18 protein-coding genes and 1 tRNA gene are annotated in these 20645 nt (G+C 66.0%); 15 read left to right on the forward strand and 4 right to left on the reverse strand.

The window, feature by feature from the left end; translation table 11 throughout:
- Positions 1-3: 3 nt before the first annotated feature.
- Positions 4-369 (reverse strand): MerC domain-containing protein, encoded by a 366-nt coding sequence (locus M0209_RS10890; protein ID WP_258888295.1) that lies wholly within the window; start codon positions 367-369, stop codon positions 4-6.
- A gap of 88 nt (positions 370-457) precedes the next feature.
- On the opposite strand from M0209_RS10890, the gene M0209_RS10895 reads away from it, so the two are divergent.
- The 7 genes from M0209_RS10895 (at position 458) to M0209_RS10925 (ending at position 6377) form a co-directional block, all read left to right on the forward strand.
- Positions 458-1483, forward strand: a complete 1026-nt coding sequence (locus tag M0209_RS10895) for a COX15/CtaA family protein (RefSeq protein ID WP_258888296.1) — start codon at positions 458-460, stop codon at positions 1481-1483.
- A gap of 22 nt (positions 1484-1505) precedes the next feature.
- Positions 1506-2468, forward strand: coding sequence for an oxidoreductase (locus tag M0209_RS10900; protein ID WP_258888297.1), 963 nt, complete (start codon positions 1506-1508; stop codon positions 2466-2468).
- A 94-nt stretch (positions 2469-2562) separates the two neighbouring features.
- The gene (locus M0209_RS10905; protein ID WP_258888298.1) at positions 2563-4233 is read left to right on the forward strand and encodes a diguanylate cyclase; all 1671 of its coding nucleotides are present in this window, start codon (positions 2563-2565) and stop codon (positions 4231-4233) included.
- Between the two features lie 134 nt (positions 4234-4367).
- On the forward strand, positions 4368-4661 hold the full coding sequence (locus M0209_RS10910) for a hypothetical protein (RefSeq protein WP_258888299.1): 294 nt from the start codon (positions 4368-4370) through the stop codon (positions 4659-4661).
- A gap of 155 nt (positions 4662-4816) precedes the next feature.
- Positions 4817-5296: a 50S ribosomal protein L13 gene (gene rplM, locus M0209_RS10915; RefSeq protein WP_258888300.1), complete on the forward strand. Its 480-nt coding sequence runs from the start codon at positions 4817-4819 to the stop codon at positions 5294-5296.
- The gene (gene rpsI, locus M0209_RS10920; RefSeq protein WP_258888301.1) at positions 5296-5874 is read left to right on the forward strand and encodes a 30S ribosomal protein S9; all 579 of its coding nucleotides are present in this window, start codon (positions 5296-5298) and stop codon (positions 5872-5874) included. The genes rplM and rpsI overlap by 1 nt, the downstream gene beginning before the upstream one ends.
- 5 nt (positions 5875-5879) lie before the next feature.
- Positions 5880-6377 (forward strand): hypothetical protein, encoded by a 498-nt coding sequence (locus tag M0209_RS10925; protein ID WP_258888302.1) that lies wholly within the window; start codon positions 5880-5882, stop codon positions 6375-6377.
- A gap of 6 nt (positions 6378-6383) precedes the next feature.
- On the opposite strand, the gene M0209_RS10930 is transcribed toward M0209_RS10925, so the two are convergent.
- The 3 genes from M0209_RS10930 to M0209_RS10940 are packed head-to-tail and all read right to left on the reverse strand — an operon-like array spanning position 6384 to position 10202.
- A complete protein-coding gene (locus M0209_RS10930) occupies positions 6384-8210 on the reverse strand; it encodes a CHASE2 and HATPase_c domain-containing protein (RefSeq protein ID WP_258888303.1) in 1827 nt (608 codons plus the stop codon).
- Between the two features lie 4 nt (positions 8211-8214).
- A complete protein-coding gene (locus M0209_RS10935; protein ID WP_258888304.1) occupies positions 8215-9489 on the reverse strand; it encodes a FecR domain-containing protein in 1275 nt (424 codons plus the stop codon).
- Complete coding sequence (locus M0209_RS10940; RefSeq protein ID WP_258888305.1) at positions 9486-10202, reverse strand: response regulator transcription factor; 717 nt, start codon at positions 10200-10202, stop codon at positions 9486-9488. Before M0209_RS10940 ends, M0209_RS10935 begins: the two co-directional genes overlap by 4 nt.
- A gap of 180 nt (positions 10203-10382) precedes the next feature.
- On the opposite strand from M0209_RS10940, the gene M0209_RS10945 reads away from it, so the two are divergent.
- From M0209_RS10945 to dacB, 8 genes are all read left to right on the forward strand, one after another.
- A complete protein-coding gene (locus M0209_RS10945; RefSeq protein WP_258888306.1) occupies positions 10383-12044 on the forward strand; it encodes a formate--tetrahydrofolate ligase in 1662 nt (553 codons plus the stop codon).
- A gap of 116 nt (positions 12045-12160) precedes the next feature.
- Positions 12161-14446, forward strand: a complete 2286-nt coding sequence (locus tag M0209_RS10950; RefSeq protein ID WP_258888307.1) for a glycosyltransferase family 4 protein — start codon at positions 12161-12163, stop codon at positions 14444-14446.
- A gap of 34 nt (positions 14447-14480) precedes the next feature.
- Complete coding sequence (locus M0209_RS10955) at positions 14481-15773, forward strand: glycoside hydrolase family 130 protein (RefSeq protein ID WP_258889623.1); 1293 nt, start codon at positions 14481-14483, stop codon at positions 15771-15773.
- Positions 15774-16038: 265 nt separating this feature from the next.
- Positions 16039-16112: transfer RNA gene (locus M0209_RS10960), tRNA-Gly, on the forward strand.
- A 68-nt stretch (positions 16113-16180) separates the two neighbouring features.
- Positions 16181-17065, forward strand: a complete 885-nt coding sequence (locus M0209_RS10965) for a LysR family transcriptional regulator (protein ID WP_258888308.1) — start codon at positions 16181-16183, stop codon at positions 17063-17065.
- A gap of 69 nt (positions 17066-17134) precedes the next feature.
- Complete coding sequence (dgcN, locus tag M0209_RS10970; RefSeq protein ID WP_258888309.1) at positions 17135-18130, forward strand: N-acetyltransferase DgcN; 996 nt, start codon at positions 17135-17137, stop codon at positions 18128-18130.
- A complete protein-coding gene (gene dgcA, locus M0209_RS10975) occupies positions 18076-19110 on the forward strand; it encodes an N-acetyl-D-Glu racemase DgcA (protein ID WP_258888310.1) in 1035 nt (344 codons plus the stop codon). The genes dgcN and dgcA overlap by 55 nt, the downstream gene beginning before the upstream one ends.
- Before the next feature lie 4 nt (positions 19111-19114).
- On the forward strand, positions 19115-20587 hold the full coding sequence (gene dacB, locus M0209_RS10980) for a D-alanyl-D-alanine carboxypeptidase/D-alanyl-D-alanine-endopeptidase (protein WP_258888311.1): 1473 nt from the start codon (positions 19115-19117) through the stop codon (positions 20585-20587).
- Positions 20588-20645 lie beyond the last annotated feature (58 nt).

The raw sequence follows: 20645 nt of genomic DNA on the forward strand, positions 1-20645 counted from the left end.
GTTCTAGTCCCGTGCGCGGGTGTTCATCAAGTGCGCGACGGCGAGCAGGCTGGCACCGGTGATCGTCGCCGCAATTTCGGGCCAGCCATGCGGGACCAGCAAGCCCAGCGCCATCAGGAACAGGCCGCAAAGACCGACCGCCAGCCCGCGCGACAGCCGCTCCCGCGCCAGCGTCGGCCCGAACGCGATGCCAGCCAGCAACACCGCCCCGAACATGCCGATGCGGTGGATGGCGGGGTCCGTCCAGATCGTGCCCGCGACCGACAATCCCGCGATCAAGACGACGCTGACCAGGCAATGCACCGCACACAGGGCCGATAGCCCGATGGCGGCGCGGTCGAGCGCAGAAAGAATCGCGGAGCGGGACACGGGCGCGATATGGCACCGGCAGGGTCAAGTTACAACATATCAAAACGCAACCGATTGGCGTTTGCGCGCACGGCGCTATAGGCGCGCCATGCCCGACGTCCGCCCTACTCCCCGTCCCCGCGCGCTCGCCATCTGGCTCCTGCTCGTGGCGTTCCTCGTTTTCTTCATGGTCGTTGTCGGCGGCATTACGCGCCTGACCGAATCGGGCCTGTCGATTACCGAATGGAAACCCGTTTCGGGCGCGATCCCGCCGCTGACCATGGCCGAGTGGCAGGCCGCATTCGACGCGTACAAGCGCGTGCCGCAATATGCCGCGATCCATTCGGGCATGACACTGGCGCAGTTCCAGTTCATTTTTTTCTGGGAATGGGTGCACCGGTTGCTGGGGCGCGTGATCGGCCTTGCCTTTGCGCTGCCGCTGTTGTGGTTCTGGGTGCGGCGCGCAATTCCGGCGGGGTACAAGCTGCGTCTGATCGCCTTGCTTGCGCTCGGCGCGTTGCAGGGCGCGGTCGGCTGGTGGATGGTCAAATCGGGGCTGTGGCAGGGCGTCGCGGTCAGCCACTACCGGCTGGCCCTGCACCTGTTGCTGGCCCTGACGATCCTCGCGGCGCTCGTCTGGACCGCCCTCGACCTGCTGGCGCTCGCCCGCAACCGCGCGACAAGACCGGCACGGCTGACCGGCTTTGCGCTCGTCGTCGGAGGGGTGCTCTATATCCAGCTGCTCTACGGCGCATGGGTCGCCGGAATGCGCGCGGGCAAGGTGACGCAGAACTGGCCGATGATGAGCGACCGATTCCTGCCGACCGGCGTCGACTGGTCGCAGGGGTGGATGCACGCGTTCAGCAGCGATCCGTATCTCGTCCACTTTATCCACCGTTGGTGGGCATGGGTCGCGGTGGTGGCGTTGGTCATGCTCGCGGTGCGCGTGAAGCGCACGGGCGTCCGCCCTGCGTCGCTCGCGATCCACACGGCGTTCGGGACGCAGGTGCTGCTCGGGATTGCGACGGTGATGACTGGTGTAAACATCGGCCTGGCCGTCGCGCATCAGGCGGTCGGGGCGTTGCTGGTTGCGAGTGTCGCATGGGGCGCGCATGTTATCGGGCGACAACGATAAACCGGATTCGACGGAGAGACATATGAGCGAACAAGCCCCCCTGACCAGCGGCTTCGGCCTGCGTTCGACCGCCGCCGATGTGGTTGCGGGCATCGATCTGAGCGGCAAGACCGCGCTGGTCACAGGCGGCTATTCGGGGCTGGGGCTGGAAACGGTGCGCGCGCTGGCAGGCGCGGGCGCGCGGGTGATTGTCGGTGCTCGGCGACCCGACACGGCAGCCGCCGACCTCGACGGGATTTCCGGCGTCGAAATCCTGAAACTCGACCTGTCGGACCCCGCTTCGGTCGATGCGTTTGCTGCCGAAGTCGCGGGCGTAACAGGCAAGATCGATATCCTGATCAACAACGCCGCGGTCATGGCCAATGCGCTCGCCCGCGATGCCAAGGGCTATGAGAGCCAGTTCGCGACCAACCACCTCGGCCATTTCCGCCTGACCGCGCGGCTGTGGCCACTCCTGAAAGCGGCCGGGCCGGGCACGCGTGTCGTGGTGCTGTCGTCGATCGGCCACCGGATCGCAGGCATCGACTTCGACGACATCGGTTTCGACCGGCGCGACTATAACAAGTGGCTGGCTTACGGGCAGGCAAAGTCGGCAAACGCGCTGTTCGCGATCCAGCTCGACGCGCTGGGGAAGCCGCACGGCATCCGCGCCTTTGCCGTCCATCCCGGCGGGATCGTGACGCCGCTGCAGCGCCATCTGACGATGGAAGAGCAGGTCGCAATGGGCTGGATCGACGCCGAGGGCAATATCAACCCGCGCTTCAAGACGGTCGAACAGGGGGCCGCGACCAGCGTGTGGTGCGCGACTTCCCCGCTCCTCGCGGACAAGGGCGGGGTTTATTGCGAGGATTGCGATATCGCCGCGCGCTGGACCGAGGGAATGGACGTCAATGTGGGCGTCCGCGGTCATGCCATCGACCCCGCCATTGCCGCGCAGCTGTGGACGGTGTCGGAAGAGATGACGGGCGTTGCCTTTTCCGGCTGAATTGCGTCGAAAAAGCAACAATCCCGCAACCATATCCTAAGGACTGCGGTCCTAAACCTGCACCATGGGTTTGGGTCGTCTTTGCGGGCTTTGGATGCGCCTCGTCATCACGACGCTGGCGCTGTTCGCCGTTTTCCCGGCGCAGGCCGCGCCGCCGCGCATCGATCCCGGCCCGCCTTGCATCCTGACCAGCGCGACACCGCTCGATCCGGGCGCGCTGTTCGAACGGCCCGAACGCTTCGATTGCGCGCGCGGCACGGCGCATGTCAGCGCGCCGCACAGCTGGGGGCTGGTCCGCAACCTGAAACTGACAAGCGACCCGACCGACCCCTGGGAATTGCGCCACGAATACAGCCAGGCCGATGCCGAGGCGATTTACGTCCGCTATGCCGACGGCAGGGTCGCGCAAGCGCCGTCGGATCGTGCCAGCGCCCGCCGCTATTTCTCGCCAGGGATGGTTTCCTACGCCCTGCCGCCGGGACGCGGCACGATCACCGACATCCTGATCCGCGCCGACAATCTCCGCAACCAGCGTGGCATTGCACCCGGCATGGAGCTCAAGACCGGCCGCGCCGCACTCGAGGGCGACCTGCTGGTGCTGTGGCTTTACGGTCTGCTCGGCGGCATTGTCGGCGCGTTGCTGATCTACAACTTCGCGCTCTTCGTCGCACTGCGCTACACGTTTATCCTGTGCTATTGTCTCGGCGCCGTGGCGATGCTCGGCATGGGGCTGAGCTGGTCGGGCGGGATATTCCTGCTCTTTCCGAACCTCGACACCACCGAACAGATTTCATTGACCATGCTCGGCACTTTGGGTGTGCTGGCCGCAGGGGTCTTGTTCCTGCGAAGTTTCGTCGAACCCGACCGGCTACCGCAGCGGCTGTGGGCGGCAACGATGGCAGCGGCAGTGGTCGGACTCGGTTCGTGTGTCATGCGCCTGGTCGACAGCCGCTTTGCCTGGGAAGCGATGGACCGGATCAGCTACTGGTCGATGGTTGCGGTGCTGGTCGGCCTGATCGCAACCGCAGCGACAGCGACGCTGCGCGGCAGCCGCTCGGGCCGGATTTACCTGCTCGCCTGGTCGGCTCCGATCCTCGCCGGGATCGCGCGCTCGGTGTGGGCGATGGGGCTGGTCGGCGGCACGTCGGTCGTCATCGCGATGGGGCCGCTAATGCTCATGGCGATCGAGGCACTGATGTCGGCGCTCGCGGTGTCGTGGCGCGTCGGGCAGCTCCGTACCGAGCGTGACGAAGCCCGCGCCAGCCATAGTAAATTGCGCGAAGTGGCCGACACCGATGCGCTGACCGGCCTGCTCAACCGCCGCGCGTTCATCGACCATGCGCTCGGGGTCCGCGCCCGCCCACCCCGAGAGCGCTTGCTCGTCATCGATATCGACGAGTTCAAACGGATCAATGATCGCCATGGCCATCAGGCAGGCGACGATGTGCTGGTCGCCGTCGCTGCGGCGATCCGCGAAACCGCGCCGCCAGAAGCGGTGATCGGGCGGCTCGGTGGTGAGGAATTTGCGCTGCTGCTGCCTGCCGAGCCGGTCGATGCCCTGCCCGAGCGGCTCTGCCGGGCAGTCGAAGCCGCCGTTACCCCCGCAGGGCATTCGGTGACGATCAGTGTGGGCGTGGCCGACGGTGTAATCGCCGACGATGCGTCATGGCGGTTGATCTATTATGCGGCGGACCAGGCGCTCTACCGGTCGAAGAACGGCGGGCGCAACCGCGTGAGCCACGCGCCGCATACTCTGGCAGCCTAACGCTGCCGCGTTGCGGAAACTGCATTCGCTTCTGCAACCTTCGACATTGCCCCTTAGAAAGTGGGTTTTATGCTGCAACGCACAACATAAAGAGGCCTGAGCGGCGGAACTTCCAACCACGAAGGGACGCTATCATGATCAAATTGTTTGCCACTGCCGCACTGACGTTCGGCCTCCTCGTTTCGGGTCCGGCAATTGCGGCAGAGACGCTCACGCACAACGGCATCACCTATGAATATACCGTCGCCGAAAAGGGCGGCTCGCGGGTCATCACCGGGTACGACCTGACCAACCGACGCGCCTTCACCTTGCGCGTCGGCAAGCGCCGGGTCGAAGGCGAAGTCGACGGCCAGCCGGTATCCTTCGCGTTGCGCGACGTGAAGCCGATCACGAGCGTCGCCAAACCGGCCGAAGTTGCCGTCCGCTAACCGGCTGAACATGGCCGCTCTTTTGTAACCGGTATTATGATACCCATTTGCAAAAGGGCGGTTATGCTTGACTTTCTCAGGCTCACGCAGCATTGGCCCCCTCGAACGCCGCTCCGCACCGGGGCGGCTTGTTTCGTTTGAAGAGGTCCAAAGCCATGAAGGCGTTGATGAAGACCACCAAGGCGGTCAAGCCCGCCGATGTGGTAAAAGACTGGATGCTGATCGACGCCGACGGGCTGGTCGTCGGTCGCGTGGCCTCGATGGTCGCCAACATCCTGCGCGGCAAGCACAAGCCGAGCTACACCCCGCACGTCGATTGCGGCGACAATGTCGTCATCATCAACGCCGACAAGGTGCGTTTCACCGGCAAGAAGCTGACCGACAAAATCTATTACAAGCACACCGGCCACCCGGGCGGCATCAAGGAAACGACGCCGGCCAAGATCCTCGAGGGCAAGTTCCCCGAGCGCGTCCTGGAAAAGGCGGTCGAACGCATGATTCCGCGCGGACCGCTCGGTCGTGACCAGATGCGCGCACTGCGCATCTATGCCGGTACCGAACATCCCCATGCCGGCCAGAGCCCCAAGGTGCTCGACGTCGCCTCGATGAACCGCAAGAACAAGGTGGGCGCATAATGTCCGAAACTCCGAACGCATCTGGTGAAACCTCCGACACGCGCCAGTCGCTGGCCGATCTCGCTGCGCTGACCGGTGCTGCACCCGCGCCTGTGAAGACCGAAGTCACCGACACCGTCGTCAACGACGAGGATGCGGCCCCCGCCCGTCCCGTCTCGACGATGCCGCTGCGCGACAAGGAAATCGACGCTCAGGGCCGCAGCTATGCGACCGGCCGTCGTAAGGACGCCGTCGCCCGCGTGTGGATCAAGCCCGGCAGCGGCAAGATCACGGTCAACGGCCGCGACCAGGAAGTGTATTTTGCGCGTCCGACGCTGCGCCTCGTCATCAGCCAGGCCTTCGAAGTCGCCGACCGCGTCGGCAGCTACGACGTGATCGCCACCGTCAAGGGCGGCGGGCTGTCGGGTCAGGCCGGGGCCGTCAAGCACGGCATCTCGCAGGCACTGACCAAATACGAGCCCGAGCTGCGCGCGCCGGTCAAGGCCGCCGGGTTCCTGACCCGCGACAGCCGCGCGGTCGAGCGCAAGAAGTACGGCAAGGCCAAGGCCCGCCGCAGCTTCCAGTTCTCGAAGCGCTGATCGGCATGGGGAAGCGTGCAGCCAGCCTGCTCGCTTCCCTCGCGGCTGCGGGTGTACTTGCAGCCTGCGTGCCGCCTGCGCCGCTCAAGATTGCGGGCGCGCTGCCGCCACCGGCGACAAGTTACAGCATTGTCGGCGAAGACGATCTGTCGATCCCGGCCCGCACCGCACTCGCGCGCGGCTTGGCGATACACAGCATGATGCCAGCCGCTTCGGGCAAAACACCCGAGCGCCTCATCTCGGTGACACTCGCCGACCGCCCGCGTGCCAGCGGGACCGCCGTCGGCACGACGCTGCCCGCCTCGCAGGCCGCGCCCGGCTGGGTCGACCGGCCGGTCAGGGACGGCTGGTTTTCGAAGGGGCGGCGCGAAGTGCGGCTGACCATCCGCTTCCTGTCGCCCGACGGCCAGTTGCGCGAGGAACGCGTCGCGCAGGAAATCGTGACGCGCAAAGCCCCGGCGGCGGATATGGCGCGCCTGATCGAGGCGGCCCTGCATCCCTGACCGGCGCTAGAGCAGCGGGATCGACAATTCGAACAGCGTTCCGACCCGCTCCCGGCTGACACAGCTGACCTCACCCTCTTGCCGCCGCGCAAAGGTCGATACGAGCGCCAACCCCAAGCCGACACCGTCGGGCCGCGACGCGCCGACACGCTCGAAACGCCGGAACAGGGCCGCGCAGTGGTCGGGCGACATGCCGGGTCCGCGATCTGCGACAGTCACCAAGGCGCGTCCATTCGACGACCAGCCACGCACCTCCACATGCGGCTGCTCGCCACCGTATTTGAGAGCATTGTCGATGAGATTGACGACCGCCCGCGCCATGAATTGGCGGTCGGTCGAGATTTCGGGAATGTCCCAGCTCGCCTCGACGGTCACACGCCCGCCGACCCGCTGCGCGGCTTCCCAGCACTGGTCCGCCGCTTCGTCGAGCAGCGCGGCCAGTTCGACCGGTTCGATGATGAGCGGCGCTTCTTCGGCGCGCAGCCCCTGCACGAACTGGTCGGCAAGGCGCAGCAGGCGGCGGGCATGTCCTGCAATCCGGTCGCCTTCGGGGACGAGGCCGAGGATCGCGGCGGCGGGACTGCGGAGATCGTGGCTCAGGAACGCCAGTGTCTCCTCGCGTTGGCGGCGCAGCATGTCCATCCGGTCGCTGGCCGCGTCGAGCAGCGCAATCTGGTGCGCGAGCCGGTCGCCGCCCGCCGGACGCGGCGCGTCGCTGCCCCCCAGCCGGTCGAGTTCGGCATCGAGAAAGCGGCTTGCCGCCGCCAGTCGCCGCCAGCCCCATAAAGGAAACATGACGACTAGCGTGACCAGCGCCGCCGCCGGACGAATCCAGACGCCGCCTTGCACCAGCACCAGCGCGGCGATCCCCGAAACGCCTGCAAAGATAAGCGCGGCAAAAACCAGGTTCTCGCGTGGCCCGGCGAACATGAACCCCGCCCAGAGCAGCGCTAGCGCACAGCCGGCAAAGGCGAGGCAGGCGGCGAAACCGGCTACGCTTCGCAGACCGCTGTGGCGCAGCGCGTCGACGATGCTCGCCTGCACCTCGACCCCGGCCATCAGGTCGCGAGTCCCCCCCACCGGCGTGGCGAACCGGTCGCCCAGCCCCGCCGCCGTGGCACCGACCAGGACGATGCGGTCCCGGAGCAATTCGGGGGGAACTTCGCCGTGCAGGACTGCGGCAAACGACACGGTCGGATAAACACCGGGCGGCCCGGCGTAAGGGATCAAAACGCCCGCCGTTTGCGAGACCGGTCCGGCGAGCAGGGCCGTCGCCAGCCCGAGATGCGGCAGGCTTTCCGCGCCCGCCGTCTCGACTGGCGCGATCCGGCGGAATACGCCGTCGCCGTCGGGCCGCACCACGACATGACCGGCCGATGCCGCCGCAACCACCGGCCGCGTCACCCGGAATGCCGCGCCATTGTCGCCCGGACGGGCCAGCAGCAGCGGCAAGGCGACCTTGCCAGAGCGCGAAACGGCACCGGCCAGTGCGGCATCGCTCTCGCCCGGTTCGACGAACAGCACGTCATAGCCGACCGCTTTCGCGCCTGCATCGCTCAACCGGTCGATCAGTTGCGCGTGAACGCTGCGCGACCAGGGCCAGCGCCCGAGCGCGCGGATGCTCGCATCGTCGATCCCGACAATCAGCAGGCGGGGATCGGGGCTGTGCGGCGTGGCGCGAACAATGGCATCGTGGATCAGCGCGTCGAGCGGATCGGTCAGGCGAGCCGCCAACAGCCCCCCCGCCAGGGCAACGGCCGCGGCGAACAGCAGCACCCATTCGAACCACCCTGCCCCGCCCGCGATCAGCCGTGCCAGCGGGCGCGCCCGCACCGGCTCATTCGGGCTTGGCAATGGTGAAGCTTTGCAGCTCGCCGATCGCGACAATGGCTTTGCCGTCCCGGAATTTGGTCAGCACCACGCGCCACCAATAGCTGCCGGGCTTCAGGTCGGTCACCGTGAACGCGGTATCGGTCAGCCCGTCATTGTCGATCAGCGCGCGCGTCGCGGCCTCGTCGGCATAAAGCGAGAAGCGATAGGTGCGCGCACCGTCGCCGCCGCCCGACCAACGAAAGCGCATCCCGCGACCGATCGCTTCGGGAGGCTTGGCTCCCAGTGCCAGCCGCTCGAACGCCCAGGTTTTGGCGAAGCCGTCGATACCGCTCGGGTCGGTTGCCGCCGCGCGGACGAAATAGCTGCCGTCGGGCAGCCCGTCGAACGCGACCTCGCCGCCGCTGCCGCGCAATTCGGCGAGCAGTTCGATCATCCCGGCATCGCTACCGATTTCGAACACATAGGACCGCGCGCCCGGCACGGGATCGACGCGGAACCGCACTTGCGCGGCTGCCTGCACCGCACCTGGACGAACGATTTCGGGCGCGGGGAGCAAATCGACCGGCGCGCCGACGCCTGCCGTCGTCACGGCAACGCCCTTGCCCTTGGGCAGCGGTGTCGCGCGGCTCACATCCTCGCTGGAGACGCCCACGGTGCCTTCGACGACTCCGACCACCGCCGAACTGTCGTAGCCGACGCGAAAGCCCGTGCCGCGCACCGCCGATACCGAAACCGGCGTCGTAACCATGAACCGGCTGTTCGGGGTCGGCGCGGGGCTGACCCGCCATTCGCCGCGCCCTTGCGATGTAGCAAATACCCGGTCGAGGTCGCCCGTCAGCAGGATGCGCCGCAGCCGCGCAATGCCGACCTGCGTCTGCGACGGCAGACTGAAACGCGAGCCATCGGCGCATTCCACCGTGATCGATCCGCCGTCGCCGGTCGCGATCGCCATGCCCTCGCGGACCGGGGCATTCAGTGTCGGCGCCTTACCCGCGAGCGTCACCGCCCCACGGAAAGCAACGACCTTTGCGCCGACCGGCTCGCTTTTCAGCAGTTCGCGCGGGATCGTCAGCACCTTGCCGATGGGCATCCGGTAAGGGTCGGTAATGCGGTTGAGCCGCTGCACCGTCGGCCAGCTGTCGCTGCGAACGAACCAGCGCCCCGCGAGCGTGATGAGATTGTCGCCCGCCTTGACGGTATATTGCGCCGGAGCCTGAACCGGCGGCGCAATCGGAACCGCGCCCGCCAGCGCAAGCAGCAGGGCTGCCGTGCCGCTCATCCGGCGTCTTCGGTCATCTCCGCCCCGCCCTCGACTGGTTCAAGCCGATAGCCATAGCTGTAGATGGGCGAAAGACGCCAGCCGTTTTGCGGGCGGAGGTCGAGTTTCGACCGCAACCGCGCGACGTGCGAATCGAGCGTGCGCGTCTGGACATCGGGATTGCGGTTCCAGATCGTCTCGAGCAGATAGGCGCGCGACAGCGGGCGCGACAGGTTGCGGAACAGCACCAGCGCGAGCTGGAACTCCTTCGAGGTCAACTGCATCGTCTGATCGCCACGCCGGACGATCTCTTGCGCGCTGTCGAAGGCGAACTGGCCGACGGTCTGGACGCCGTCGCCGTTCCGGCCCGCATTGCGCCGCCGCATGATGGCATCGATGCGCGCCAGCAGGATCCGCCCGTCGACCGGCTTGGCGATATAATCGTCGGCCCCGGCTTCCAGCCCCGCAACGATATCGTTCGCTTCGCTGCGCAGGGTGAGCAGAATGATCGGCACATCGCTACGCACATCGTTCCGCAAATTGCGGACGATATCGATGCCGTCGCGGCCGGGCAGGTTCCAGTCGAGCAGGATCAGGTCGAACGTCTCGGTTTTTGCCAGCCGCATAAACGTGTTGCCGTTGCCGGAACCGACGACGCTATGCCCTGCTTCTACCAGCAAGTTGTTCAGAAATGCCGCAAAATCGGCATCGTCATCGACGACGGCAATACGCATGGTCCGGGTTCGACTTTCATATCTTCGGGGACAACTGCCCGAAATACACCTGCCTCCAATTGTAAACTCGCACGGGCGTGCGGCTACCCCTGCAATGTCAACATTTGTGACAGTCGCTGTCGAGCCCGAACGCCGATCCGGGGAGTAGCGCATTGGCGGCAGGGCGGCTAATCGCCGGAGGTGACCATCGACCTCGACATTGCGCGCGCCGCACATCTCGCCCCGATCGCCGACATCGCCGCCCGCGCGGGACTGCCGGATGCGGCGGTCGAACCCTATGGCCGACACAAGGCCAAGATCGACCGTGATGCCGTACCGCAGGGGAAGGACGGCAAGCTCATTCTCGTCACGGCAATCAATCCGACGCCTGCGGGCGAGGGCAAAACCACGACCTCGGTCGGCCTCGCCGATGCGATGAACCGCATCGGGAAACGCACGATGCTGGCACTGCGCGAACCGTCGCTGGGGCCGTGTTTCGGGACCAAGGGCGGGGCCACCGGCGGCGGTTACGCGCAGGTCGTGCCGATGGAGGACATCAACCTCCATTTCACCGGCGACTTCCACGCAATTACCGCCGCGCACAATTTGCTCGCAGCGATGATCGACAACCACATCCACTGGGGCAATGCGCTCGACATCGATGTGCGGCGCGTGGTGTGGCGGCGGGTGCTCGACGTCAACGACCGCGCGCTGCGCGATATCGTCCAGTCGATCGGCGGCGTCGCCAACGGATATCCGCGCGAAAGCGGCTTCGACATTACCGTCGCATCCGAAGTCATGGCAATCCTGTGCCTCGCGACCGATCTAGCCGATCTGCAAGCGCGGCTGGGAAGAATCGTCATCGGCTATACCCGCACACGCGCGCCGGTGACCGCACGCGACCTGAAGGCCGATGGCGCGATGGCAGTCCTGCTGAAGGAAGCGATCAAGCCCAACCTCGTCCAGACCATCGGCGGCACCCCCGCGCTCATCCATGGCGGCCCATTCGCCAATATCGCACACGGCTGCAATTCGGTGATCGCGACACGGCTCGGCCTCGACCTCGCCGACTATGTAGTGACCGAAGCCGGCTTCGGTGCCGACCTGGGCGCAGAAAAATTCTTCGACATCAAATGCCGTCAGGCAGGGCTGAAACCGGCAGTTGCCGTGATCGTCGCCACTGTCCGCGCGCTCAAGATGAATGGCGGTGTCGCCAAGGCCGATCTGGCAGGCGAGGATGTCGACGCCGTGCGGCGCGGCAGCGTCAACCTGGTCCGCCATATCGAGAACGTTCGCCAGTTCGGCATCCCTGTCGTCGTCGCAATCAACCATTTTGCGACCGACAGCGAAGCGGAGCAGACCGTCATCCGCGAGGCGGCCGCCACGCACGGGTGCGAGGCGTTCGTCTGCACCCATTGGGCAGACGGCGGCGCGGGCGCTGAAGACTTGGCGCACGCTGTTGCAGCGCTCGCCGACAAGGATGCGGGCCAGTTCGCCCCGCTCTACGATAACGACCTGCCGCTGTTCGCCAAGATCAACACGGTGGCGACCCGCATCTACCGCGCCGAAGAAGCCGTTGCCGAACCCAGCGTGCATGCCCAGCTCGCGCGCTGGGAAGCAGCCGGATACGGCCATCTGCCGGTGTGCATGGCCAAGACCCAGTACAGCTTTTCGACCGACCCGGCGCTGCTCGGCGCGCCGACCGGCCATGTCGTCAAGGTCCGCGAAGTGCGATTGTCGGCAGGTGCGGGCTTTGTCGTCGCGATTTGCGGCGAGGTCATGACGATGCCCGGATTGCCGAAAAATCCTGCTGCCGAAGGGATTTACCTCGGACCGGACGGGGAGATCGAGGGGCTATCTTAACCCGCGAAAAGGGCGCACTAACTTTTTTGTTGCAGTGCAGCGCGAATCGCAGGAACATCCCGGCAAATAGAAAGTTGAGGAGGAACTGAATCGCTCGCCCTTAGAGAGGGGACCGTATGAAGTTCGACCCGTTACCCTGGCCCGGCCATCCGACCATCGCCCGCGCAGTGCGGACGCCGTCGCACATCGCCCTGCTGGGCAATTTCCCGCCGCGCCGCTGCGGCCTTGCTACCTACACCGAAGACAGCTGGCTGGCGCTGAAGGCCCAAACGCCCGCGCCCCGCGTCGATGTCTATGCGATGGATGACGGCCAAGTCGATGGCTACGGCCCCGACATCTCACGCCTGATCCCGCAGGACGATGTCGCCGCCTATCACGCCGCCGCCGATGCCATCGACGCCAGCGGCGCGCAGATCCTGTGGGTCCAGCACGAATTCGGCATTTTCGGCGGCGAAGCGGGCAGCTACCTGCTCGGGCTCGTCAACCGGGTGACCATTCCGGTTGCGGTTACGCTTCACACCATTCTCGAACAGCCCAACGGGTCGCAGCGTTCGGTGCTCGAGGCTCTTCTCGACCGCGCGGCGACCATCGTCGTCATGGCCGAAAAGGGCCGCGAAATTCTCGAGCGAGTCTATGCGGTCGATCCTGCCAAGGTCAGTGTCATCCCGCACGGCATCCCCGACCGGCCGCAGGGAGACGCGGCGGCAGCGCGCGCCAAACTCGGCCTGCCCGAGCGCCCGACGATCCTGACCTTCGGCCTGCTCTCGCCCGACAAGGGCATCGCCGACATGATCGAAGCGATGCCCGCGATCCGCAGCGCGTGTCCCGACGCGCATTACATCGTGCTGGGTGCCACGCATCCGCATCTGGTGCGCCACGAGGGCGAGGCGTATCGCGAGGCGCTGGTCGCGCGCGTCGCCGAGCTCGGCCTTCAGGACAATGTCAGCTTCGTCGACCGTTTCTGCGAACTCGACGAATTGACCGAATGGCTCACCGCAGCTGACGTTTATGTGACCCCGTACCGCAATCCGGCGCAGATCACGTCGGGCACGCTCAGCTATGCCATCGGGCTCGGCAAGGCCGTCGTCTCTACCCCCTATGTCCATGCGACCGAAATCCTGTCGGACGATCATGGCAAGCTGGTTGCGTTCCGCAATCCCGAGGCATTGGCGGCTGCGGTCGGCGGGCTGCTGACCGACACCGAAGAGCGCGCCGAAGTCAGCGCGCGCGCCTATGCCCGCGGTCGCACGATGACGTGGCCGCGCAATGCCGAAGCCGTGCTGACCGCAATGGCCCCAGCACTGCGCCAGCGTCGCCACAGCCTCGGCAAGCCGGTGCTCAATCTCGCCCCCATCGAGCGGATGACCGACGATGTCGGCATGTTGCAACACAGCGTGTTCGGCATCGCCGACCGCGACCACGGTTATTGCATCGACGACAATGCGCGGGGGCTGCTGTTGATGGCCGTCGCCGACGATCTGCCGGTCGAAACGCGCATCCGCTACGCCGAAACCTATGCAAGTTTCGTCCAGCACGGCTGGAACCCCGACACCGCGCAATACCGCAATTTCATGGGCTATGACCGGCGCTGGCTCGAGGATGTCGGCTCGGAAGACAGCAATGGCCGCACGCTGTGGGCGCTCGGGGTTACGGCTGCCCGTGCGCCTTCCGCGCCGCTGCGAAACTGGGCGACGATGCTCTACGACCAGACCATAGAGTCGATCGCCAAGCTCGGGTCGGTGCGGACGCGTGCTTTTGCGATGCTGGGCGCGGCCGCAATGGTCGAGGTGCGACGCGACGCCGAGTCCGAAGCACTGCTGCGCGATGGCATTGCGATGCTGTCGGCGTTGCTGGCGCGCAACAGCCGTCCCGACTGGGCATGGTTCGAGATCGTGCTGTCATACGACAACACCCGTCTGCCCGAAGCGTTGATCCGCGCGGGTCTCGCGCTCGACGATTCCGATGCCGTGGCGACCGGCCTTGAGGCGCTGGACTGGATCGCAACGCAGACCAGCGGCCATGACGGGATGTTCCAGCCCATCGGCACCGAAGGGTTCGGCGAGGCGCGCGAAACGCCCGCGCTGTTTGACCAGCAACCGCTCGAGGCATGGGCAATGATCGATGCCTGCGACGCCGCCTGGACCGCGAGCGGCGACCCGAAATGGCTGGTCCGTGCCGAGGCTGCGCACGACTGGTTCATTGGGCGCAACACATTGGGCGTACCGATCGTCGATCCGGCGACCGGCGAGTGCGGCGACGGACTGACTTCGGTTTCGGTCAATGCCAACAACGGCGCAGAGTCGGTCATCGCCTGGCAAATGGGACGCCGCGCATTTGTGCGCTTGTCCGAATCGGCCGCGCCGGTTCAAGACCCGGTGGAGAATATGGCAAACGCTGCCTGACGGGGCGGTTGGACTAAGGGGCAGTCCTATTTCTATTGTCGATATCCATCCGCTGCGACTGCGGCCCGATCCTCGCCGCGTCGTTGTCCGGCCTTTTCACCTTGCATGGCAAGCAAGCGGGACCGAACCTAGCCGCGCGCTCCGCCTCGTCGAGAACGTTCTGGCGTTAAGTCACGACGAGGTGACTGACGCGCTCGAACGCGTTTATCGCGATTTCGACGCGCGCCACTGGCAGGTCGAAAAAGTGTTCGAGCGCCGGTACGAGCAACTGTGCGAGCAATTCGGCGACGCGATCAATACCGCATCGGTGACGCCGCGACGCCGGCAGTTGCTCGGTGCCTATTTCTGCCACGAGTACAGCTATGCGGCCGCCGCGATCATGAACCCCAGCGTGGTCGCCGCGCCGGACCAGACCGGGCTGACCGGCGGTGCGGTGCGCTTTGCGATGTCGTTGCGGACGGTCGGCGAAGGGCACATCAGCACCATCGCCTTTACGCAAGGCATCGTCACGCCCGACCGCGAAGTCTCGATCCCTTCCCCGCCGCGCATCGCGACCGCTGCGGATGTCTCGGCGATCAAGCGCGGCGAGCCGATGGTGCCGGGCGCGCCGGTGACCGTCTATCGGCACGCCGACAGCGACCTGTCGCGCACCGTCATTTTCCCGATGACCGAAGCGCAGCGCAACGGCCTCGAAGACCTCAGGATCACGCCGTTCTCCAATGGTCAGGGAAAGACTGAATGGATCGGCACCTATACCGCCTATGACGGGCGCTCGATCCGTTCCGAACTGATGCGGACGCGCGATTTCCGCAAGTTCGACCTCGTGCCGATGACGGGCAATGCCGCACGCAACAAGGGTATGGCACTATTTCCGCGCAAGGTCGGCGGGCGCTACATGATGATCGGACGGCAGGACGGCGAGAACCTGTTCCTGTTGAGCTCGAACATCCTGACCGACTGGGACGATGGCACCCTGCTCGCGCGTCCGCAGCACGCGTGGGAATATATCCAGATCGGCAATTGCGGCGCGCCGATCGAGCTCGACGAGGGCTGGCTACTCCTGACCCACGGCGTCGGGGCGATGCGGCGCTACAGCATCGGCGCGATGCTGCTCGACAAGGACGATCCGTCTAAAGTCATCGGGCGGACGTCGAAGCCGATCCTCGAACCGCTCGACCAGGAACGCGACGGCTATGTCCCGAACGTCGTCTACACCTGCGGCGCAATGCGCGTGGGCGACGATCTGTTCCTGCCCTTCGGCATTGCCGACAGCTCGATCGGTTTCGGGTTCGTGCGGATCAAGGAGTTGCTGGCGGCGATGCGCTAGCCGATGCGGAGGCGCTGGCGGTCGATCCGGCGCGCATCGCAGTTTCAGGCGATAACGGGGTCATCCTGCAGTCGCATTGTGCCTGATGGTGCAAAACCGGGCCGTAACCAATTGCAAGTGCGCCATGGCGACGGCAGCGGTTCCACACCCCGCTTGACCGACTTGCCGGTTTCCCCCACTGACGGGCGATCGTTGGGATTCCAACATGGAACGCGTTGGAAGGCCGGACGAAAAACCGGAATAAATGCAGTGTTTACAGACACTTGCGGGTGTAGCTCAATGGTAGAGCAGAAGCTTCCCAAGCTTACGACGAGGGTTCGATTCCCTTCACCCGCTCCACAGACACTCTCCGACATCGGCAGGTCTCCGCCGGACAAAAGCGACCGGGAGCAGGGGAATTTCCAGCCATGAACCTGCGCCATATCGAAGTGTTCCACGCGGTTTATTCGAACGGATCTGTCAGCGCGGCGGCGCGGGCGCTCAATGTGTCGCAACCATCGGTGTCGAAGACATTGCGCCATGCCGAGACCTTGATCGGCTTTCCGCTGTTCCGTCGCGCCGCCGGTCGCCTGATCCCGACCGAGGACGCGCACATCCTGTTCGGCGACGTCGCCGACATCCAGGACCGGGTGCAGGCACTGCGCGAGGCGAGCCGCAACATGCGACGCGGGACGCAGGGGACGCTACGGATATCGGCGCTGCCCTCGCTGGCGCTCGATGCGCTGCCGGCAGCTGTGGCCAAATTCCTGACGACGCACGGCGATGTCCGCTTCGACCTGCAAACGGTGCACCACGACGATCTGCTGCGGAAATTGTTCGAGCGCGAAACCGATATCGCCATTGCTTATGAGGCACCGGCCAATGCGCCGCTGGCCCACACGCCGCTGGGACGCGGCGAACTCGTGGCACTCTACCGCGAGCAGGACATGCCCGATGCCCCGCCGCGCCTGCCGCTGGCGGCGCTGGCCGGACACCGATTCATCAGCCCGGTCGCCAGCGGGCCGCTGGGGCGCATGTTCGCGCGTGAGCTCGACCGCGCGAACGTCGTGCTCGACGATGTGGTGTCGGCGCGGACCTTCCACATTGCGACGTCGCTGGTACGGCACGGTGCGGGGCTGACGGTCGTCGACAGCTTTACCGCCCAGGCCGCGATGGCGCCGGGGCTGGCGTGGCGACCGCTCGACCCGGCAATGGGGTTCGAGGTGACGGCGATGTATCTCGCCACCCGTCCGCCGGGTGCCCTCGCGGCAAGTTTCCTCAAAGCGTTCGCCGCCACGATAGCCCAGCCATAACGAGCGGCTATAGCGCGCCGCCCATTCATTATGCGGGCGGGCAGCACGCGCGGCGATAGCAGCAGCAGCATGATCCCTGCCCCCTATCTGCTCTACCTCGGCCATAGCCGCGACTTCATGGGTATCAAGACATCGCGCGGCCTCGCCGTTTTCCGGCCCGATGCGTGCGTCGGCGAATTCCGCCATGACGATTGCCCGCTGACGCTCGACCTGCCGCGTCTGACGATTGCCGAAGGGGCAGCGGCGGGCGCGAAAACATTGGTGCTCGGCATCGCCAATTCGGGGGGCACATTCGGCGAGGGCTTGCTCGACGACGCGGCGGCGGCGCTCGAAGCGGGGATGAATGTCGCGGCAGGGCTGCACCACCGCTTGCGCGACGTGCCGCAACTGGCCGCGCTCGCCGAAGCAAAGGGCCTGTCGCTGTTCGATGTGCGCGATCCGCCCGCCGATCTGGTGGTCGGCACCGGCTATGCCCGCGCGGGAAAGCGGCTGCTGACCGTCGGCACCGATTGTTCGACCGGCAAGATGTACACGACCTTGGCGCTGGTCCGCGGCCTGCACGCACGCGGGATCGCCGCCGATTTCCGCGCGACCGGCCAGACCGGCATATTGATCGCGGGCGCGGGCATCCCCGTCGATGCCGTGGTCGCCGATTTCATTTCGGGCGCCATCGAGATGCTGTCTCCCGCGCGAGACGACGACGGCTGGGACGTCATCGAGGGACAGGGGTCGCTGTTCCATCCGTCGTTTGCGGGCGTGTCGGCCGGCGTGCTCCATGGCGCGCAGGCCAAAGCACTGGTGATGTGCCATGACCCGGTCCGCGATCATATGCGCGGCCTGCCCGGACGCGCGCTGCCGCCGCTCGCCGACTGCATCGCCCTCAACCTGCAGATGTCACGACTGACCAGTCCCGATGTCGTCATGACCGGCATCGCGCTCAACACCTCGGCGATGGACGAGGACGCGGCGCGGCGGCTGTGCGCCGAAACCGGCGACGCGCACGCGCTGCCATGCACCGATCCGCATCGCTTCGGGGTCGAGGCGTTGCTCGAGGCGCTGCCGTGAGGACATTGGCGGCGCGGCACGAATCGCTGCCGCTCGCGCGCCCGTTCCGCATTTCGCGCGGGGCGAGGACCGTTGCCGAAGTCGTGGTCGTCGAACTGACTGGCGACGGCGTGACCGGGCGCGGCGAAAGCGTACCCTATCCGCGCTATGGCGAGAGCGTCGAAGGTGTGCTGGCCGCCATCGAAAGCGTGCGTGCCGCCCTTGAGGCGGGTGCGGACCGTGAAGAACTGATGCCTCTGCTGCCACCCGGCGCGGCGCGGAACGCCGTCGATTGTGCGCTATGGGATCTGGAGGCGAAGCAACTGGGCATCAGTGTCGCCACGCGCCTCGTGCGGCCGCCGCTGGAGCCCATCGTCAGCGCGCACACGGTCGTCATCGACTCGCCCGAGGCGATGGCGGCTGCGGCACGCTCAATCGCGCATGTGCCGCTGATCAAGGTGAAGCTCGATGCCGATGAGCCCGCCGCGCGCCTCCGCGCCGTCCGCGCGGCGGCACCTGAGGCGATGCTGATCGTCGACCCCAACGAGGGCTGGGACCGCGCGCTGCTCGAAGCGATGCAGGACGTGCTGATCGAGGCGCGCGTCGCGCTGCTCGAACAGCCGGTGCCCGCCGATGACGACGCCTGGCTGGAGGGGTTCGACTATGCGATCCCGATTTACGCGGATGAAGCGGTGCATGTCGGCGGCGATCTCGACCGCATTGCCGCGCGCTATCAGGGGATCAACGTCAAGCTCGACAAGACCGGCGGGCTGACGACGGCCCTCGATCTCGCGGCGGCGGCGCGCGCGCGCGGGATGGGGCTGATGTGCGGCTGCATGGTCGGGTCGTCGCTGTCGATTGCCCCGGCGATGCATGTTGCGCGCGATGCCGATTTCGTCGATCTCGACGGGCCATTGTGGATGGCGGAGGATCGCGCGGGGGGCGTTGTCGATGTCGGGGGTACGCTGATGCCGCCGCAGTCGGGATTTTGGGGGGACTGACGGCATGAAGCACGGATTTGCGGCCTTCGCGCTAGTTGCTGCACCGCTCCACGCCGCGCCGACGACGCTCCAGCAACAGGTCGAGGCACGGCTTGCGGAAATGGGGCCGGGGACGCGTTTCGGGCTGGTCGTCGCCGATGCCGGGGGACGCGAACTGGTCGCGATTGCGCCGACCGACCGGTTCATTCCGGCGTCGAATACCAAGATGTTTACGGTCGCTGCCGCGCTGGCGACTCTAACTGACATCGACAAACCCGACACCGTCGGTGGCACAAGTGTACGTATCGACAAGACCGCTCAAGGAATAGAAGTCGTCCTGACCGGGCGCGGCGATGCGCGAATGTCTGCTAAGCCAGACTGCCAGATTGATTGCCTCGCAACACTTGCCGATGCCGTGGCGGCAAAAGTGAAGTCGGTGTGGAGCGTTCGCGGCGATGCAAGTGCTTTCGTGGATCGGCGCTGGAGCGCCGGGATGAGCTGGAACAACATCCCGACCGAATCGGGAACTGCCGTTTCCGCTCTCACTCTCGACAATAACGAGGTTCCTTTTACGGTCACGCCGGGTGCAGTCGGGGCAGCACCGATTGTGACCTTTGGCGCGGAAAACGGCACGACGCCAGTGCCACCACGGCGGGGAGTAATCGTCCTGAACGGTGGCCCCTACTACAGTATCGACAATCGCGCGTTGACGGTTGCCGCTGGCGAGACTGCACTGGAGTATGATCGGTTACCGTTCGAGAATGTCATCCGTCTGACCGGCACGATCGCGGTGGGCGCGGCATCCGTGGCATTCCGCGCGGGTATCGATGATCCTGCGTTCTTCGCGGCACAGATTTTCCAGCGCCTGCTCGTAGCACGTGGCGTGAAGGTTGGAGGGGTGACGGGGACAGCCTATCGACCTGAAGCGAGTAGCAAGCCGAAGCCGACCGATGCGGTCGAACTGCAGACGCTCACCCCGCCGCCTTTGTTCGATGATTTGACCATCATCAACAAGGTCAGCCAGAATCTCCACGCCGAACTGCTGCTGCGCCGCGTCGGCGCGGCCGGGGGCGAGGCATCGGTCGCGGGCGGCCTCAAGGCGGTCGAGGCAATGCTGGCTCGTGCAGGCGTCTCGCGCACCGGCTACGACTTTTCCGACGGCTCCGGCATGTCGACCTATAACCGCGTCGCCCCGCGCGCGATGATCGCCTTCCTGCGCTGGACGGCGACGCAGCCCTGGGGCGTGAAATTCCGCGCTACGCTGCCGGTCGGCGGGGTCGATGGCACCATTGCGCGACGTTTCGCCGGCACGCCGCTTGCGGGGAAGGTATTTGCCAAGACCGGCGGCCTCAACGCGACCAATGCGCTGTCGGGCTGGATGACAGCGGCGAGCGGACGCGAACTGACTTTCGCGTTTTTTGCCAATGACGTGCCGCAGGGGCAGCGCGCCATTCCCGTCATCGATGCGGTGCTGAACCTGATCGCGGCGGCGAACTGACCGCAATTCCGGGGTCCGAGTGTTGCATCCGCGCCACGTCGCGGACCCAATCTTCGCG

This window comes from Sphingomonas sp. SUN039, assembly GCF_024758725.1.
In the GTDB taxonomy this organism is placed as follows: Bacteria; Pseudomonadota; Alphaproteobacteria; order Sphingomonadales; family Sphingomonadaceae; genus Sphingomonas_O.

Excerpts from the sequence above, each read along its gene's own strand:
- M0209_RS10925 (WP_258888302.1), top strand. The coding sequence starts at position 5,880 with ATGGGGAAGCGTGCAGCCAGCCTGCTCGCTTCCCTCGCGGCTGCGGGT.
- M0209_RS10910 (WP_258888299.1), top strand. The coding sequence starts at position 4,368 with ATGATCAAATTGTTTGCCACTGCCGCACTGACGTTCGGCCTCCTCGTT.
- rpsI (WP_258888301.1), top strand. The coding sequence starts at position 5,296 with ATGTCCGAAACTCCGAACGCATCTGGTGAAACCTCCGACACGCGCCAG.
- M0209_RS10965 (WP_258888308.1), top strand. The coding sequence starts at position 16,181 with ATGAACCTGCGCCATATCGAAGTGTTCCACGCGGTTTATTCGAACGGA.
- dgcA (WP_258888310.1), top strand. The coding sequence starts at position 18,076 with ATGCACCGATCCGCATCGCTTCGGGGTCGAGGCGTTGCTCGAGGCGCT.
- M0209_RS10895 (WP_258888296.1), top strand. The coding sequence starts at position 458 with ATGCCCGACGTCCGCCCTACTCCCCGTCCCCGCGCGCTCGCCATCTGG.
- rplM (WP_258888300.1), top strand. The coding sequence starts at position 4,817 with ATGAAGGCGTTGATGAAGACCACCAAGGCGGTCAAGCCCGCCGATGTG.
- dgcN (WP_258888309.1), top strand. The coding sequence starts at position 17,135 with ATGATCCCTGCCCCCTATCTGCTCTACCTCGGCCATAGCCGCGACTTC.
- M0209_RS10950 (WP_258888307.1), top strand. The coding sequence starts at position 12,161 with ATGAAGTTCGACCCGTTACCCTGGCCCGGCCATCCGACCATCGCCCGC.
- M0209_RS10940 (WP_258888305.1), bottom strand. The coding sequence starts at position 10,202 with ATGCGTATTGCCGTCGTCGATGACGATGCCGATTTTGCGGCATTTCTG.
- M0209_RS10900 (WP_258888297.1), top strand. The coding sequence starts at position 1,506 with ATGAGCGAACAAGCCCCCCTGACCAGCGGCTTCGGCCTGCGTTCGACC.
- dacB (WP_258888311.1), top strand. The coding sequence starts at position 19,115 with ATGAAGCACGGATTTGCGGCCTTCGCGCTAGTTGCTGCACCGCTCCAC.
- M0209_RS10905 (WP_258888298.1), top strand. The coding sequence starts at position 2,563 with ATGCGCCTCGTCATCACGACGCTGGCGCTGTTCGCCGTTTTCCCGGCG.
- M0209_RS10935 (WP_258888304.1), bottom strand. The coding sequence starts at position 9,489 with ATGAGCGGCACGGCAGCCCTGCTGCTTGCGCTGGCGGGCGCGGTTCCG.